Raw genomic sequence first — 17,507 nt, 5'->3', positions numbered from 1 at the left:
TCTACTCATTCCCTTCGCTATAGTTATGAGCGGACTCTACGATTTTTTCGTACTCAACTCTTATTACTCTTGCCTCTAAAGACTTTACAAGCTCATCATCGTGAGTAACCATAATCACCGCTGAGCCACTATCGCGGATTTGCGCAATAAGTTTTACCATTGCTGTCCAAGTTTTAAAATCTTGTCCAAAAGTAGGCTCATCCATAATAACAACACGCGGAGCAGCAGCTAAAAGCGTAGCTACAGAAAGTCTACGTTTTTCTCCTCCAGATAATGTGTAAGGATTAGCAAGAGCAAAACGCTTCAAATCCATACGTTCAAGCATGCTATCGGCAATATCGTAAGATTCCTTTTCGCTTTTTCCTTGCTTTTTAGGCCCTACAGCAACTTCATCTCTTACAGAAGATGTTATGAATTGATGTTCTGGCTCCTGAAACACCATGCCAACTCGCCCTAATAATTCTTGACTTTTCCAAGTAAAAAGATTATTTTTACGTCGTTTTGGCACATACTTTTCCATCATGCACACACTGCCAGCAATTGGTTTTAACAAGCCTGCAAGCGTTAACGCTAGCGTAGTTTTACCAGCACCATTAGGTCCCATTAAAGCAGTTACTTCACCAAAACGAAAAGCTACATTAACATGTTCCGCTAGTGGCAAAGTTCTTCCAAAAGAGCAATCATTAGTATAGAGCGCAACAGATTCTTCCGTATCTTTGATTTTGCCATCGATTTCGCCATTAATTCTGCCATCGCAATGTTTAGGAGCAAAAGATTTAACTGTTCTTCCTGGAACCCAAGCACCACCTTTTGCAAGCATATCGCCATATTTTTCAAAAACATCCTCAGGTTTGCCGTCTGCAATAACGCATCCTACATTTGAATCATTATTATTTTCATTTTTTCCAATAACAATAACTCTATCAATCAAATCCAGCCACACATCAATATGATGTTCAACTACAATCATTGTAGAACCTGTTTTTTTAAGAATATTCGCTACAGCATCATGCACTTGCTGAACACCTTCAGGATCAAGATTAGCTGTAGGCTCATCTAAAAGCAGCAATCCAGGATGCATTGCAAGCACTCCTGCTAAAGCAAGACGTTGCCTTTGGCCTCCAGATAAAGATTGTGTTGAGCGTCTAAGACCCTGACTTCCTTGAGTAATATTGTCTAAACCAACAGCTTTTAGCGAAAGCTTTACGCGATTCCAAGTCTCTTCGCTATCAACTCCAAGATTCTCACTTCCAAAAGCTACATCGTCGCCTACTCTTTCAAGAATGATTTGTGAATCTGGATCTTGCATAACAAGTCCAACTTTTCCACGAGCATCCCTAGCATGAACACCACCGATTAGAAGGCTACCTTCTTCCATGCCTTCTGTTTCATCGCCTAAAACACCTGCTAAACCAGCCATAAATGTGCTTTTTCCAGCGCCAGAAGCACCTAAAAGCAACACATGTTCACCAGGCTTAATATCAATATTTACATTCCTCAACACAAAATCTTTGCGAGTAGCGTGTCTCCAACCCCAGTCTTTAGCAACTACACTAGCTGGAGTCCATTCAGTTTTATTCACAAATTGCATACAAACAAACTTTCATTGCATAGCAAAATTTTCATTGCATAGCAAAATCTAAAATATAAAAATTGCATAACACAATTTCAAAAATATAGAGTAAAACAAATACAAAATATAAGCGTCATACGAGTAAACTACCGTGTTTTGTACTCTTTACACAAAACACGATAGTTTACAAGTTGCAATGAGTATTTAGATATAACTCACACTAATGCTTGAGGACGGCCTGATTCAAAACGATCAAGCACGCCCGTTGCAGCTAATGCCTTTTGAACAAACCACACTACAACGCCTGCAACAATAAAACCAGAAATAATAGAAGTAATTAGATTTGCAACAATATACTGAGTACTCCAGCCTTGACCGCCGCTAACCCAATTATAAATAAAGCAAGCTACGCCTGCTAACGATCCAGATATTGCAGTGGAAAGCAAATTCCATGTTTTATACATAAAGAAAATGAATGCAAGTTCAGCGCCAACACCTTGAATAATGCCGACGATTAACGATCCGCCAACACCCCATTGATTTCCTAACATAAGTTCCACAAAAGCAGCAAGAGTTTCAGCAAACAATGCAGCACCAGGCTTACGCACGATTATTGCAGCTAAAGGTCCAGCAAAAAGCCAAAAACCATTAGATAAACCTTCAGCACCAGGCAACAGGCTTGCAAAAAGATTAGTAGGAGCTGCGCACACAATATCCCAAGCCCAGAATAATACGCCAGATGCAACAGCGATAATAGCAGCTATGACGATATCAAGAATACGCCAGCGATTAGAATGTTCCATTGAAACATTAGTCATAATAAGTGCCTTTCTTCAATATTGAAAGATTTGGGCACGGGAAAAGAGCGACATCCGTTGCTAACATTACTTAGCACACGTTCAATCGGTCGAAGCTTTCGCTTCCTCTCAGCCAGAAACGGCTCCCGAGTCAAATATTTATAATCACAATGTAAGAATCCAACGCAAATAATGCATCAAAAACTCACCTTTTCAAGAATACACATAGAGTACTTTTTTGTATAGTAAGTGTTGAAAATGCAAATACGCAATTTTGTATAAGCACATTTATATAAGTACACAACTACGTACACAGTTTGATTAAAAATTACACAAAAACAAGCAAATACAAGCGAATACAAAAAAGTCGGGGTGACAGGATTCGAACCTGCGACATCCTGCTCCCAAAGCAGGCGCGCTACCAAACTGCGCTACACCCCGAGGCTTCCAAGCTGACTACCAGCTCCAAGCACAATCAACTACAATAGCGCACATCGCAGACAAACGCAAATTTGCAACACGCGCGATAGAATATAAATAGCATTGAAAATAGGCGATAGATTTTAGAGGTTAGCATGGGGCGTTTTCAGCGTGCAGAAGCGGCTGGATTAATAGCTTTTTTAGCTTGTGCAATATTCAGCATAGTCGTAATGTCTGTATACATGAAAACTATGCCAGCGATTTGGCAAGTTACGCAACGATTATTTACGGTAGCATCTGGAATAGTGGCTATTTGCAGCATGTGTACTTTTGTAGTCGGATATTTAAGAACACACAAAGAAATACTTAAAAAGAATTGGCTACAAATTGCAAAACATGCTTTTGAAATAATCGCATTATCTACGATTTATGGCGCAACAATGCTGCTTATGTCTTTCGCTCTGCTTTCTATAATCAATAGCATTATTGGAAGAAGCGCAGTAAACAGTTATCTTCCTGTACTTTGTTGTGCTTTAAGTGGAATTGTTGGATACGCAACTCTGGTTCAAGCGGAACTCTTAGAGGCGAAAACCGTTGCATCACTGCTACCACTATTTGTGATTTCTGGTGCAGCAACAGCTGGATTGACATCCGACGACCCATATTGGTACAACAATAACTTCTCTCAACTAGGAGATAAAACAACATTTGCTGCAAGCATGTTTAATGCTACGCTGATTTTATCTGGAATATGCATTATTATTACAAGCTACTTTGCTATAACAGAGTTCGTTGCCACTCAGAAAGAAATTTTGCAACATAAAGACACTAATATTACAAAACACTTTAAAACTAGAACCACCATTATGGCTACATTACTAATTTTGGGGGGAATTGCGTTTATTGGCATAGGAACATTTAGATACACTCCTCACCCAGTTATACATGATTTATGTGCAAGAGGTGTTACTGGTCTTATTTGCACTATGCTTATTTGCCTTCCTTGGCTTGCTCCTAGACTTTCTAAAACATTCTACGTAGCTTCAGATTTAGCAGTAGTCCTTACCGCATGGGTTGGAAACCAATGGGTGCAGGGTCATAACACATTAACTAATGTAGAAGCATTATCTTGTTTACTCTTTTTAGGATGGATAATAGTATTTTCAAGACAGGTCGCTGCAATGCAAAGCGACCGTTTGCAAATTAAAATAAATGAACATTCTAAAAACAATATTCAATATGATATAGATTAATCAATAAAAAAGTTGAGGCTTAGAATCTAGTTTTTAGAATCTAAGCCTCAATTAGTTTTATATATGAATATTTTTATGCTAGATTATTTTCTTCTTGATTTTCGCTCATAAGCAGAAGGAAACTTCGCGATTGAGCAACAATATTGAATCCTGATTCATAATGCAATTGCGGTCCTTTTGGATTATGAGTGTCCACAACAAGAGTCCACTTTTCACCATAATTCTTATCTGGCAAAGTAAATGTTATAGGCTCATAATGCGCATTGAAAATAAGAAGGAAGTCATTATCTACCATTCTGCTTCCATACCAATCGGTTTCTGGAATATCTGAACCATTCAAATAAATCATTACCGAAAGAGCATGAGTATTACTCCATGCCTCCATATCCATAACAGAACCAGTATGATCAAACCATTCTACTTGTGGAATCTCTGAAACATCATCCCCTGGTTCTCGACCAGTAAAGAATCTACGCCTGTGAAGAACAGGATGATCTAGTCTTAAATGAATAAGCTTAGAAACAAAATCAAACATATCTTTTTGTGTGGAATTAAAATCCCAATTAATCCAAGAAATAGTATTATCTTGGCAATATGCGTTGTTGTTTCCATTTTGAGTACGCATAATCTCGTCACCAGCGCAAATCATAGGAATGCCCTGGCTCATCAACAAAGTTGAGAACAGGTTTCGCATTTGACGTTGACGAAGTTCGTTAACATCGTGAATATTAGTAGGACCTTCTACTCCACAATTCCACGAACGATTATCGTTAGCACCGTCGTTATTGCCTTCTTTATTCGCTTCATTATGCTTTTCGTTATAGCTCACCAAATCGTTCATAGTAAAACCATCGTGAGCGGTAATAAAGTTCACAGAAGCTACAGGCTTACGTCCATTTTGCTCATACAAATCCGAGCTTCCCATAAGTCGGCTTGCAAATTCAGGCAAAGTTGAAGGCTGCGAGCGCCAAAAATCGCGTACGCAATCGCGGTAGCGACCATTCCACTCGGACCAGCTTGGAGGGAATCCTCCAACTTGATATCCTCCTACGCCAATATCCCAAGGCTCTGCAATAAGTTTTACGCTAGAAATAATAGGATCCTGCTCAATAATGTCAAAGAATGCAGAAAGCTTATCTACTTCTTGGAATTGACGAGCAAGCGTTGCTGCCAAGTCAAATCGGAATCCGTCTACGTGCATTTCAGTTACCCAATAGCGCAAGCTGTCTGTGATTAGTCGCAATGCTTTAGGAGAACGCATAAGAAGCGAATTTCCAGTACCAGTAGTATCGAAGTAATGTCTCTGATCGTTATCTACAAGACGATAGTATGCGCGATTGTCGATTCCGCGGAAGCTTAAGGTTGGACCTCTATCGTTTCCTTCAGCGGTATGATTATAAACAACGTCTAGAATAACTTCCATTCCTGCAGCATGGTACGCCTTAACCATTGCCTTGAATTCGTTAACTTGCTCGCCGCGTTGTCCAGAACTCGAGTACGAATTCTGAGGAGCAAAGAATCCAATGGTATTATATCCCCAATAATTGCTTAATCCCTTATTTTGCAAGAAAGAATCATTTACAAACTGGTGGATAGGCATAAGTTCAATAGCAGTAATACCAAGCTTTTTTAAGTAAGATATTACACTTGGATGAGCTAAACCTGCGTATGTTCCACGAATTTCTGGAGGAACATTACGATTTAAATTCGTCATTCCTCTAACATGAGCCTCGTAAATCACGCTATCGTGGTACGGAATCATTGGATGCTGGTCGTTACCCCAATCAAAATATGGGTTAATAACAGCTGCTTTCATAGTGTGATCTGCAGAATCCAAAGTGTTCATTGCGGCTAAATCATCTGGATTAGCAAACCAATACGAAAATAGGCTTTCGTCACCGTCAATATTGCCTTCTATTGCCTTTGCATAAGGGTCCAAAAGAAGTTTGTTTGGATTACACCATAATCCATGATTTGGATCATACGGTCCATGCACACGATAACCGTATCTCTGCCCTGGCTGTATTCCAGATATGTAAGTATGCCAAACGTAAGAATTCTGCTCGGTCATATCGATGCGAGTCTCATTGTCTTGCTCATCGAACAAGCATAGCTCAACATGCTTTGCCACCTCAGAGAACAATGCGAAGTTCACGCCTGCACCGTCGTAGGTAGCTCCAAGCGGATACATAGAACCTGGTCTAATTTGCATAATTCAAGTATTGCATATATTTATATAGTTTTCATTAATACCGTAGGCGATTCTTTATAAAAGATGAAAAAGATTTAAAAATAATCACAATTAACGCATAATAAAAAAAAATATGAATTATATTTATGTGCTAATTTCCCTTTAAAACCAACGCAACACGCCAAAAACATCCTTTAACCACATTGATTGAAAAATCTGGTAATTCGTTTTTAGTGTTGATGAAATAGCAATATGACATATAAGCAAAACGAATATTGCACGGATGGCGTGGGATTAAAAGAAGAAATTTTAAATCGCATAGCAGAAATTGAAGTAGAACTATGCGATTTTTCAATCCCTAATAAAACAATAGGAAATCTTGGAGAAGAATACACATCTCTAAAACTAATTCTTAAAAATTGGATTCTATTAGACAGAAATTGGCATAGTCGTTTTGGAGAGCTTGATGTTGTGATGATGGATCCGTTTGGAAGAATTGTATTCATAGAAGTAAAAACGAGACGAAGCGTAAGATTTGGAACTCCACTAGAAGCAGTAACAAACGAAAAATGCTTAAAAACACATAAAGCTGGATTTAAGTGGTTAGACGAGCACAACTTTTTTAAACACAGAAAAATACGATTCGACGTTGTATCAATACTAATTTCAAAAGATAAAAATATTCAACTACGTCACATTTTAGGAGCATTCTAATGGTTATTGGAAACGCATTATCTGTAGGATTACTGGGTTTGAAAGCCTTTACAATACAATTGCAGGCATTCATATCTAGTGGATTGCCAGGATTCTCTATTATTGGTCTTCCTGACACCTCTTTAAGCGAGGCGAGAGAACGAGTTAAATCAGCATATACGTCTTTACGCTGCGAATGGCCAGAAACAAGGTTAACAGTGAATCTTTCACCTGCGTCTATGCCAAAAAGTGGAGCATCTTACGATCTTGCAATTGCAGCAAGCATACTTAGTGCTAGAGGAATTATTCCACTTAACGAGCTAGAAAATACGATTATTTTAGGAGAACTTAACTTAGATGGGTCAGTTCTACCAATTCAAGGCATGCTACCAATTTGTTTATATGCCAAGCAAAAAAATATTACAAAAATGATTATTCCCTACGAAAATCTTTCAGAAGCCAAGCTGATAAATGGAATTGAAGTAATTGGGATTAAACACATTTTAGATTTGGTAGACGAACTAAACGGGAAATTAGAAAACAAGGCTAGACCGATTGCCGAAAAGAACAGAGAACGAGCATTAAAAGCAATTAACCCTTATGATCATCTTCATATTAAAGAAATCGATAATACAAGACTCTATTCCAAATCAGCACTTAACGATAATACGACTTCAAACATGAATAATACGGATAATGTTGATCCAATAAAAAGCGCCAATCCGCTAGGAGAAATCGGTGATATGTCGGAAGTATTAGGGCAAGAACACACAAAGTGGGCATTGCAAGTAGCTGCAGCTGGCGGACACCACGTTATGATGATTGGACCTCCAGGATCTGGTAAAACTATGCTGGCATCTAGAATGCCAAGCATCATGTGCCCACTAAACGAACAAGAACAGCTTGAAGTGGCATCTATTAGGTCACTTTGCGGAACACTACCATACTATGGAATAACAGATGTTCCGCCTTTTGAGGCACCTCATCATACATCTTCTGCAGCATCTCTTATAGGAGGAGGCGCAGGTCTAGCCAAGCCTGGAATAATAACTCGTGCACATTGTGGAGTTTTGTTTATGGATGAAGCTCCAGAATTCTCACCAAGAGTTTTGCAAACTCTTAGAGAACCATTGGAATCTGGTCATATAGCTGTTTCAAGATCTAAAGGAACAACATTATATCCTGCTAAATTCCAACTTGTTATCGCAGCAAATCCATGCCCATGCGGATACGCCTATGGCAATGGCGAACGATGCACATGCAAAGAGAAGGAACGAATACGTTATTTTTCTAGACTTTCTGGACCAATTCTAGACAGGATTGATATTCAAATGGATGTTCCACCTGTAGAAAAAATTATTACTTCAAAAGCGCAATCAGAACATGGATCTAGTCAAATGTCAGAAAAAATTCTAACTAGTGCAATGATGCGAGAAAACGTAAAAAACGCAAGGCTGGTTGCTCAAAATCGTTTTAGAAAACTCGGATGGAGTTGTAACGCTCAAGCGTCTGGAACATGGCTTAGAAAATACACATCTAAATACGCTATTGAGTTGATTAATAAATCACTTGAAAACCACAAGTTGAGTTTACGCGGAGCAGATCGAGCTTTAAGGCTTGCATGGACTTTAGCTGATCTTTATGGGCACACTTCTCCAGATTTAACTGACATGGCTCAGGCAATTAGTTTAAGGACCAGAATATGAACAATATTAGTAGCATAAATGGCAACAACAATACTTACAGAATAGATAACGATACTTTATCGCGCGCAATACTCACATTTTGTATTGATGGCGCAGATGCAATAATGTACACACTTGTAATAGGGTCAGTAAACACTGGCAGTATTGTGGAAGCACTTCACCTTATTTGCGAATCTATAAGTGAATCTATTGGTAAAACAAAAAACAAGCAGCTAGAATTAAATCTGCAAAATGGCTGCTGTCAAGATGATTTTTACATAGACGGATCTTTAGAAAACCAGACTAAATCGAATTTAGATGATTTAGAAAATAATGGAAAAATTCTTAACATTATAAAAAATCACTCAAAAGTTTCTGTTTTAGAAGAATATTTTCTGAAAGGTCTTAAAATATGGGGAAGCAATAATGCTGACAATAAAATTGCTATTAACAATTTTGATATATTACACAGATCCATTAAAAAATGGTGTTTAAGACTAAAACAATTGCCTTCTTGGGATTCAAATCAACTTAAAAGATGGTTTAGTTCTAACGGAACGCAATGGATTATTTCACCAAACAGTAAATATTGGCCAAAACAGCTACAAGATTTAGCAACCCAATGCCAAGTAGCTCCCCCATTGTGTTTGTGGGGAATTGGAGATCCCAACGCGCTTATTCAATGTAATCAGCCACTTGCGATTGTTGGCTCTAGAGGTTGCAATGACTACGGATACGAGCTTAGCTTTACATTCGCTAAATCGTGCGCTAAAAAGGGGCACACAGTTATTTCTGGCGGAGCTTATGGTATTGACGCTGCAGCTCATTGGGGAACCTTGGATGCTTTAGACTCTCATGTAGCAAATGTTAATCCTGTTGGCAAAACAATTGTTGTTTTTGCTGGAGGTTTGAACAAAATGGGACCTTCAAGCAATGCTCAACTTTTTGATGCGATTCTTTCTAGCGGCGGAGCATGTATTAGTGAACTATGTCCAGACACTACTCCTGTTGCACGTAGATTCTTACTCAGAAATCGCCTTATTGCGGCTATTGCTAGCAAGGTAATAGTATCTCAAGCACGATTACGATCTGGAGCTTTAAACACAGCAAACTGGGCGAATAGCTTAAATCGCGAGATTTATTCTGTTCCAGGAGATGTAACATCACCGAGTAATGCTGGATGCAATATGCTTATTCACGATGGAAAAGCTATGATGATATGTTCACAAAATGATATAGATAGTATCTATCCTAATTCCCACCATTATTTGCCACACTCTTTAAGCAATAACAATATTATTCCAGATACGTGTAATGATTTTCAAAAAATTGTATTGAAAGCAATTCAAGAGTGTAAGAGCAAAAAAATATGCGCAAACATTGACAATATACACGCAATCATGCTTCATACAAACTCAAATAATGATTTTTCAATATCTAAGATTTCTGGAGAAATAGCAATTCTTGAATTAAATGGAATAGTCAAAAACCAAAATGGTGTTTTTAGTTTAAATAGGAAAAATCTTAAATAAAAAGCAGAAAATATGAGAAAATAAATGTTATGCAGTCAAACTTGAGTCAGCAAAAAGAAAATACTACTACAGTTAAAGAAAAAACTGTGCAAATACAAGTAGAGCAATCATCATACGATGTTGTGATTATCGGCGCAGGAGCAGCAGGACTTTCTGCAGCACTGGGATTAGTGAAATCTGAAGAATATAAAACGCTAAAATCTCAAGGAAAACAGCCTAAAATATTAGTGATTTGCAAGCTTCAAGCGTTAAGGTCTCATACAGGTTCTGCCGAAGGTGGAATCGCAGCATCATTAGGAAACATAGAAAAAGATTTCTGGCAATGGCACTATTACGACACCGTTCACGGTGGAGACTGGTTAAGCGATCAAGACGCAGCAAAAATGCTAGCAAAAGAAGCTAGAGATACAGTTATTGAACTAGAACACTTTGGAGTTGCCTTTTCTAGAACAGAAGATGGTCATATTAATCAAAGATTTTTTGGTGGGCATACTGCCGACTTCGGTCAGCAGCCAATTAGACGAGCTGCGTACGCTGCAGACAGAATTGGACACCAAATTCTATACAGCCTATGGCAAAAATGCATAGAGGAAAATATTAAAATTGAAGAAGATATTTATGTAACAGACCTTGCTATAAACCACAAATCTAATAGCGTAGAGGGCATAATCGCGCTAAACGAAAAAAGTGGAAAAGTAGAAAAAATATGTGCAAGAAATGTTCTTATAGCAACTGGTGGAGCTGGAAGACTATTTTCAACAACATCTAATTCCTGGGATTTAACTGGGGACGGAATGTCTTTAGCACTAAACGCAGGATTGCAACTAGAAGACATAGAGTTCATACAATTCCATCCGACTGGTCTAGCTCATACTGGAATATTGCTTTCGGAAGCAGCTCGAGGAGAAGGCGGAGTTCTTAGGAATTGCAAGAATGAAGCATTTATGAAAAACTACGATGATACGCATGCGGATTTAGCTCCAAGAGATGTAGTAAGCAGGTCGATTGTATCAGAGATAGATGCTTTAAGAGGCGTTGAAGATACTACTAGCAACATTGATAGAAAAGATTGCGTATGGCTAGATATGACTCGTATAGAAAAGCAACATATGCTGAGCGCTCTTCCACAGGTTGTAGAAACTATTGAAAAATACGCTCATCTTGATCCATCAAAAGATCTTATACCTATTAGACCTACAGCGCATTACACGATGGGGGGAATACCCATATCACTTAACGGACAGGTTTATAAACTGGTTAATAATAAAAAACAGAGAATAATAGGATTATATGCCGCAGGAGAATGCGCATGCTCGGGAGTACATGGAGCCAATCGCCTTGGTGGAAACTCTCTTCTTGATGCATGCCTGTTCGGAAAACTAGCTGGTAAGTCTATTGCAAAAGAATTAAAAGAACAAAGTCAGGAGAAAAGTCAGGAAAAACACGAGGAACATACAGCAGATACATCAAAAAATGTATACGATAGCACTCCTAATACTTTTGAAAATCTAGACAAATTATCAGAAAATCGTGTACAAGAGATAATCGGTCTTATTCAAAATACAAGTACATCTAGCAACACAACAAACCCATATAATCTACTAGAAAAACTAGAAAATATTATGGAAAATGCTGCAGCGGTTAGGTGCAGTGAAAATACCCTTAAAGATGCTTTGCAAAAAATCGATACGATTATTATTCCGCAAGCTAAAATTCTTATTTTACATTCACAAAATCTTGTTTTTAATCAAGAGCTAATTGCTATTTGGGAATTACAAAACATGATTACGCTTGCAAAATCGGTTCTGCAAGCATCACTTGCAAGACATGAATCTCGTGGAGCATTCACAAGATTGGACTATCCAAAACGTAATAACAATCAAAATCCACAACATTCTATAGTGGATTCAAGCGGTGAAGTACAAAATATTCCAGTAATAATTGTCGATTTTGACCCAAACAAGCCTATTAATCATCAAAATAAGGATGAAATTAACAAAATTATGACAAAAATAGATTAATTTTCAACACGCCGAAGCAAAGAGTTAAAAAAGATGTTATAGTTCTATCTGTTGTCTAAAACACCCGTCCGGGTGGCGGAATGGTAGACGCGCTAGCTTGAGGTGCTAGTGCCTATTTGTACAGGCGTGCGGGTTCAAGTCCCGCTCCGGACACGGAATGAAGTCTTGCTGAGAAATCAGCAAGACTTTTCTGTTTTTCATATTCATAATATCCGCTAATCGCGCTGATCAATCACTCTAATTAATCACATAATTCCAAGGGTCAAAAGCTCTACCAATCCAAGAAACATCCAACGATTCACCAAAATTCTTGTATATAGAATCATGAACATCTTGCACAGCATACTTAAACCACAACGACTCAATGGCACTATGAGGAGTGTTTATAAGCATGGGCTTAATAATATTAGAATTTTCTAATTTCGCTTCATACACAGCTTGCTCGTACGCGTCCGTTGCAGGATGATGCCTTAAATCACTTGTTACATACACATCTGCTCCGCAAGCGCGAACTTCATCAAATAAAGAATCACCTGAACCTGGAAGAACAGCTATTTTACTAACCATAGCATTAATATCTCCACACACTTGAACACCTAGCTTAGTAGTAGGCAAAGCGTTAAAAACGCGCATAGCAAACTCTTTAAGCGTGATTTTTTGTTCAAGCACTCCAACTCTACCAAGACCAAGAGAAAGGTCATTATTACTTGCTGGAACAAGAGGATGCAAATCTTTAAGACCAAAAGCATTAGCTGCAGCATCTGCCACTCCCCTAAAAGCCGCGTCCGCATTAGTGTGACCAACCCACAAGCCACAATGATTTTCAATAAGTGTCTGAACTATTTTTCCTCGAACAGAAAAACCAGAAACTTCATGAACTGACCTAAAGAATAAAGGATGATGAGAAACAATCAAATTAGCACCCATTTTGCATGATTCTTCAACAGCTTCTAAAGTTGGATCAGATAAACAAACTATCTTATTCACATTATCCATAGGATTTCCAACAATTAGTCCAGGATTATCCCAAGATTCAGCAAGATTTAGAGGATACAAGTCTTCTAAAACATTAACAACATCAACTAAAGTTGCCATATTTTACACCTTTATAATAAACCTACAATAAACCTACAGCGGGCTTTACAATAATTCTCACAAATAAAATCAGTGAGCAGCAAGCTGCCAGTCAGCTCCCAATCCAGTAGACACATTAAGCGGAACGTCTAGCTCAACAGTATGTTCCATAGCGTTTTTAACAATATTTTCTACAATATCTGCTTCGCCATGTGCTATTTCGAGAACAAGTTCATCGTGAATTTGCAAAATCACACGACTTTTTACTTTAGCTTCTCGCAAATCCTTATCTACTTGAATCATTGCAAGCTTCATAATATCTGCAGCACTTCCTTGAATAGGAGCATTTAAAGCTGCTCGCTCTGCAGATTCACGAGATGCTCTATTCGTGGAATTTAGCTTAGGAAAATACCTTCTACGACCAAACATCGTTTGAGTATATCCAAGCTTTCTAGCTTTATCTACTAAAGACTCCAAATAGTCATGCACGCCACCAAAAGTATCGAAATACTTTTCTTTAAGAACTTCTGCAGCAGCAGGACTAATAGAAAGCTGTTTTGCTAAACCATAAGTACTAAGCCCATATGCCAATCCGTAACTCATTGCTTTAACATGCGATCTCTGATCTGGGCTAACTTGTTCAACTGGAATCTTATAAACCAAGCTTGCTACAAACTTATGAAAATCAACACCAGACTTAAAAGCTTTAATAAGTGTTTCATCTGCAGAAGCATGAGCCATAATTCTAAGCTCTACTTGAGAATAATCACAACTCATAAGCTGATCGTATTGATTTCCTGGAATAAAAGCAGCTCTAATTTCCCTACCGACCACATTCCTATTCGGTATATTTTGCAAATTTGGGTCCGAAGAACTTAAACGCCCAGTAGCTGCAATAGTTTGTTCAAAAGTGGTATGAATCCTGCCATCTTCATATCTTGCAGAATCAATAAGACTCTGTACAATCTGCTTTAACTTGTTTGTCTCACGATGTTTTAGCAAAGCCCCTAAGAATTGACTAGCTTTTTCATCCGGATCAATTTTTGCATATAATTCTTGCAATGCTTCTGCATTAGTAGTATAAGATCCACTTTTCGTTCTTCTTGTAGGCTTTAAACCCATATCCTCAAATAGCAATTGTTGAAGCTGCTTAGGACTTTGCAAATTTATCGGCTTGTTTGCTACATCCAAAGCCATTTTTTGCGCAAATTGAGCTTCTGCCGCAAAATTATCTCTCATAGATACGAGCCTGTTCATATCTACGGCAGCACCTGCATCTTCCATGCCTCTTAAGACCCTAGAAACAGGCATTTCGACATCGACCATTAATCCTGTTTGTTTACGTTCATCTAGTTTTATAGCATATTGCTTTGCCAACAATCTTATTGTTATAGCAGTTTCCAAAATACGCTTTTCTTGCTTTTTACGCTTATCCTCTTCTTGATTTAACTCTTCAGAATTATCACTATCTTCTAAAACAAAATCAAGCTCTCCTTGTGCAGGCTCTTCATTAGATTTTTCATTTTCTACATGAATATTTAGAACATGTTCCGCCATATCTTCAATATTTTCATTGCGAAAATCTGGTTCTATCAAATAAGATGCTAAACGAGTGTCAAGTAATGGATTAAAAGAGTAATTATTATCTACAATTTTCAGCGATTTAAGAAGAGCTATATGTTTTTTGTAGTCATGCAAAACAATTGAAGATTCATACATTTTTATGAAATCTTTTAGCTTGTGGCAGATTTTATTACAATCTTCGCTAGAATCCCCATTAAGAACATCAGAATACACAATTGCAGCATTATTTTGCGATAGCATTACTAGCACATCTGCATAAATACCAAACTGACTACTATTATTTGGTTTTTGCAATGCATATATAACTAGTTCTTTGTGATCTTTAATAGTTTTTGCACACTCTAAATCATTTCTTATAAGATTTAAAGAAGGTTTTTCTTGAGACTCAAGTAATTCAAACAAATCTACGGTTGCTTTAGATTTATATTCCGTATTCTCTTTAACTAATTCTGACGATCCATTTGACTCACTTTTCTCAATACATGGTGAAACGAGATTAATCCAATTATCTAAATCAGATTCTGAATAAATTTTATGAATATTTATTTTATCTACTATAGTTTTGAAATCCTCTAAATCATCTGAATTATCAGACTCTGTAGAACTAACATCACTGCCAGCATGAGTGCTTCCAGCAGAAATCATCATCTTAATGTTCTCTTCTAAAAGCTCTTTGCTTCCACGCGTAAATTCTTTTAAAATCTTCCTTCTACTGCGAGTACCAAATTCGAGTCTTTCAAATAATTCGCCAACTGACGTGGCATCAACATTTCCAAATTCAAGATCATTAATACTAACACCAAGATCTAAATCTTTAACAAGAGTATTTACTTTCTTATTCAGACGAATCTGATCTATGCTTTCTCGCAAAGACTCACCTTTTTTGCCAGTCACCTGATCCGCGTGTTCTATAATGCCTTCTAATCCACCGAATTGATTAATCCACTTTGCTGCATAACCATCGCCTACGCCAGGAACACCTGGAATATTATCGGAAGTTTCTCCTCTAAGCGCTGCTAAATCTGAATATTGCTTAGGCGTAACATTATATTTTTCAATAATCGCATCAGTATCCATTTGTTTTAAATCTTTAAAATGCCTGCCTGGATACAAAACATTTATATATTCATCAATAAGTTGGAACGCATCACGATCTCCAGAAAGAACAAGAGTCTTATATTTAGCTTTAGCGCCCATTGTGGCTAAGGTTGCAATAATATCGTCGCCTTCATAACCCTGTTTTGTAATATATTTAACACCTAATGCATTGAGCAATTCTTGTATAACAGGAAGTTGAGCTAGAAGCTCTTCTGGTGCAGCTTCTCGAGTTCCTTTATATTGCGGCAAAAGTTTATTCCTAAAAGTTCCGCCTTTAACATCAAAAGCAACAGCAAGCTTATCTGGTTTTTCTTTTTCAATAACCTGAGAAAGCATTGTTGAAAAACCCCATATTGCATTGGTTGCAAAACCAGATTTTGTTGAAAAATTATCCGCAGATATTGCGTAAAAAGCACGAAACGCAAGTGAGTGGCCATCTACCACCAACAACGTTCCATTTTCATCCTCATTATTCAAAGAATCCTCGTTTGCAACGATGCTGGCATTCACTTAACTACCCACCTGCGTTCTCGTAAAATAAATTTTTTATGAAATTATTTACCATAGCTGTCACAACCATTAATTGTAACAACTACAAAATATTGTTTTTAAATAATGCTTTGAAATACTGTTTACGCTTCTGCAGATGGTTTTTCTTCACCATACTTAGCAATAATAGCCAAAGCAAGACGCTTCTTTGGAATACGCTGATCCATAGAAGTTTTTTGAATCCAGCGGAAAGCACCCTGTTCCGAGAATCCAGCCTTGTCCATAAGCAAACCTTTTGCCCTGTCTACAAGCTTACGCTCTTCAAGAGTATCTTCAGCCTTCCTAAGCTTCTCTTCTGCTTTACGAAGCTGATCTTGCGCATCCTGTAGCTTATTTTCAGTACGCTCAACACTATCTAATAAATCGTTAATTTCACTAAACCTACCCATAGCTACTTCTAGAGCAGGTAAAAGTTTTGACTCCTCATACGGCTTTGTAACATAAGCCATAGCACCAGCGCCAGTAGCTCTCTTAACTAAATCAGATTGAGAAAAAGCAGTGAGCATAACAACTGGAGCAATATTCTCGTCACAAATAGTGGCAGCCGCTTGAATACCATCTACTACTGGCATCTTAACGTCCATGCAAACAACATCTGGATGGAATTGACGAGTAAGATTAACCGCTTCTTCTCCATTAGCTGCTTGTCCTACAACCTTGTAGCCATTATCTTCCAACATTGCTACAAGATCCATACGGTTCACTGCCTCGTCTTCTGCAACTACAACAGTTTTTTCAGCATTTTCTTTTTTGCTTTCACTGTTATCATCGTCTTTTTTAGGAGTAGACAACTCAGCCGCATCTCGCAACTCATCATCGGTAAGCACAACTGGCGACTTCCCCATCTCTTCATCGCTGGTTACAGCAGACATTTTACAACCTCATTTCCTTACCCTAAAACACAAGGCAACAGCGCTATGTATTCCACCAACACACATTTTGCACACTCTAATACACGCCAGCTTTGCGGTCATTGCGTGAACCAGCATCATGCATATTCATTGCACAAACACTAAAAGCACACCGTGCGCGTTGCC

11 protein-coding genes and 2 tRNA genes are annotated in these 17,507 nt (G+C 38.0%); 6 read left to right on the top strand and 7 right to left on the bottom strand.

Translation table 11 applies throughout. The features are described from left to right. Window position 1: 1 nt before the first annotated feature. The 3 genes from HXT19_RS02120 to HXT19_RS02110 all read right to left on the bottom strand — a co-directional run bounded on the left by HXT19_RS02120 (window position 2) and on the right by HXT19_RS02110 (window position 2,811). Window positions 2-1,591 carry an ABC transporter ATP-binding protein gene (locus HXT19_RS02120; RefSeq protein WP_116437194.1) on the bottom strand — a complete coding sequence of 530 codons (1,590 nt, stop codon included), beginning with the start codon at window positions 1,589-1,591 and terminating at the stop codon, window positions 2-4. 197 nt (window positions 1,592-1,788) lie between these two features. After that, the gene (locus tag HXT19_RS02115; protein WP_004112516.1) at window positions 1,789-2,391 is read right to left on the bottom strand and encodes an ECF transporter S component; all 603 of its coding nucleotides are present in this window, start codon (window positions 2,389-2,391) and stop codon (window positions 1,789-1,791) included. A gap of 346 nt (window positions 2,392-2,737) precedes the next feature. Further along, window positions 2,738-2,811 (bottom strand) — tRNA-Pro (locus tag HXT19_RS02110). A gap of 134 nt (window positions 2,812-2,945) precedes the next feature. Here HXT19_RS02110 and HXT19_RS02105 point away from each other — a divergent pair. Beyond that, window positions 2,946-4,043, top strand: a complete 1,098-nt coding sequence (locus HXT19_RS02105) for an ABC transporter permease (RefSeq protein WP_101887863.1) — start codon at window positions 2,946-2,948, stop codon at window positions 4,041-4,043. 73 nt (window positions 4,044-4,116) lie between these two features. On the opposite strand, the gene glgX is transcribed toward HXT19_RS02105, so the two are convergent. Beyond that, window positions 4,117-6,255 (bottom strand): glycogen debranching protein GlgX, encoded by a 2,139-nt coding sequence (gene glgX, locus HXT19_RS02100; RefSeq protein ID WP_415682107.1) that lies wholly within the window; start codon window positions 6,253-6,255, stop codon window positions 4,117-4,119. A gap of 231 nt (window positions 6,256-6,486) precedes the next feature. Here glgX and HXT19_RS02095 point away from each other — a divergent pair, with 231 nt between their 5' ends. The 5 genes from HXT19_RS02095 (at window position 6,487) to HXT19_RS02075 (ending at window position 12,318) form a co-directional block, all read left to right on the top strand. Next, entirely contained in the window at window positions 6,487-6,948 is a 462-nt protein-coding gene (locus HXT19_RS02095; RefSeq protein WP_285064437.1) for a YraN family protein, read from the top strand. Then, window positions 6,948-8,633, top strand: a complete 1,686-nt coding sequence (locus HXT19_RS02090) for a YifB family Mg chelatase-like AAA ATPase (RefSeq protein ID WP_004574938.1) — start codon at window positions 6,948-6,950, stop codon at window positions 8,631-8,633. The genes HXT19_RS02095 and HXT19_RS02090 overlap by 1 nt, the downstream gene beginning before the upstream one ends. Further along, window positions 8,630-10,144, top strand: a complete 1,515-nt coding sequence (gene dprA, locus HXT19_RS02085; protein ID WP_014554687.1) for a DNA-processing protein DprA — start codon at window positions 8,630-8,632, stop codon at window positions 10,142-10,144. The genes HXT19_RS02090 and dprA overlap by 4 nt, the downstream gene beginning before the upstream one ends. 29 nt (window positions 10,145-10,173) lie before the next feature. Beyond that, complete coding sequence (locus tag HXT19_RS02080; protein ID WP_422119731.1) at window positions 10,174-12,165, top strand: FAD-binding protein; 1,992 nt, start codon at window positions 10,174-10,176, stop codon at window positions 12,163-12,165. Window positions 12,166-12,231: 66 nt separating this feature from the next. Continuing rightward, window positions 12,232-12,318 (top strand) — tRNA-Leu (locus HXT19_RS02075). An 84-nt stretch (window positions 12,319-12,402) separates the two neighbouring features. Here HXT19_RS02075 and HXT19_RS02070 read toward each other — a convergent pair. The 3 genes from HXT19_RS02070 to HXT19_RS02060 all read right to left on the bottom strand — a co-directional run bounded on the left by HXT19_RS02070 (window position 12,403) and on the right by HXT19_RS02060 (window position 17,342). Beyond that, window positions 12,403-13,260, bottom strand: coding sequence for a Nif3-like dinuclear metal center hexameric protein (locus HXT19_RS02070; protein ID WP_422119730.1), 858 nt, complete (start codon window positions 13,258-13,260; stop codon window positions 12,403-12,405). Window positions 13,261-13,329: 69 nt separating this feature from the next. Further along, window positions 13,330-16,431 carry a DNA polymerase I gene (gene polA, locus HXT19_RS02065; protein ID WP_422119729.1) on the bottom strand — a complete coding sequence of 1,034 codons (3,102 nt, stop codon included), beginning with the start codon at window positions 16,429-16,431 and terminating at the stop codon, window positions 13,330-13,332. Window positions 16,432-16,553: 122 nt separating this feature from the next. After that, window positions 16,554-17,342: an ANTAR domain-containing response regulator gene (locus HXT19_RS02060; RefSeq protein WP_004112506.1), complete on the bottom strand. Its 789-nt coding sequence runs from the start codon at window positions 17,340-17,342 to the stop codon at window positions 16,554-16,556. Between the last annotated feature and the right edge of the window lie 165 nt (window positions 17,343-17,507).

Origin of the sequence: Gardnerella sp. DNF00038 (assembly GCF_049262855.1) — a bacterium.
Classification (GTDB): Bacteria; Actinomycetota; Actinomycetes; order Actinomycetales; family Bifidobacteriaceae; genus Bifidobacterium; species Bifidobacterium vaginale.
Note: the sequence above shows the minus strand (reverse complement) of the source record. Positions and strands in the feature narration are given on the sequence as shown.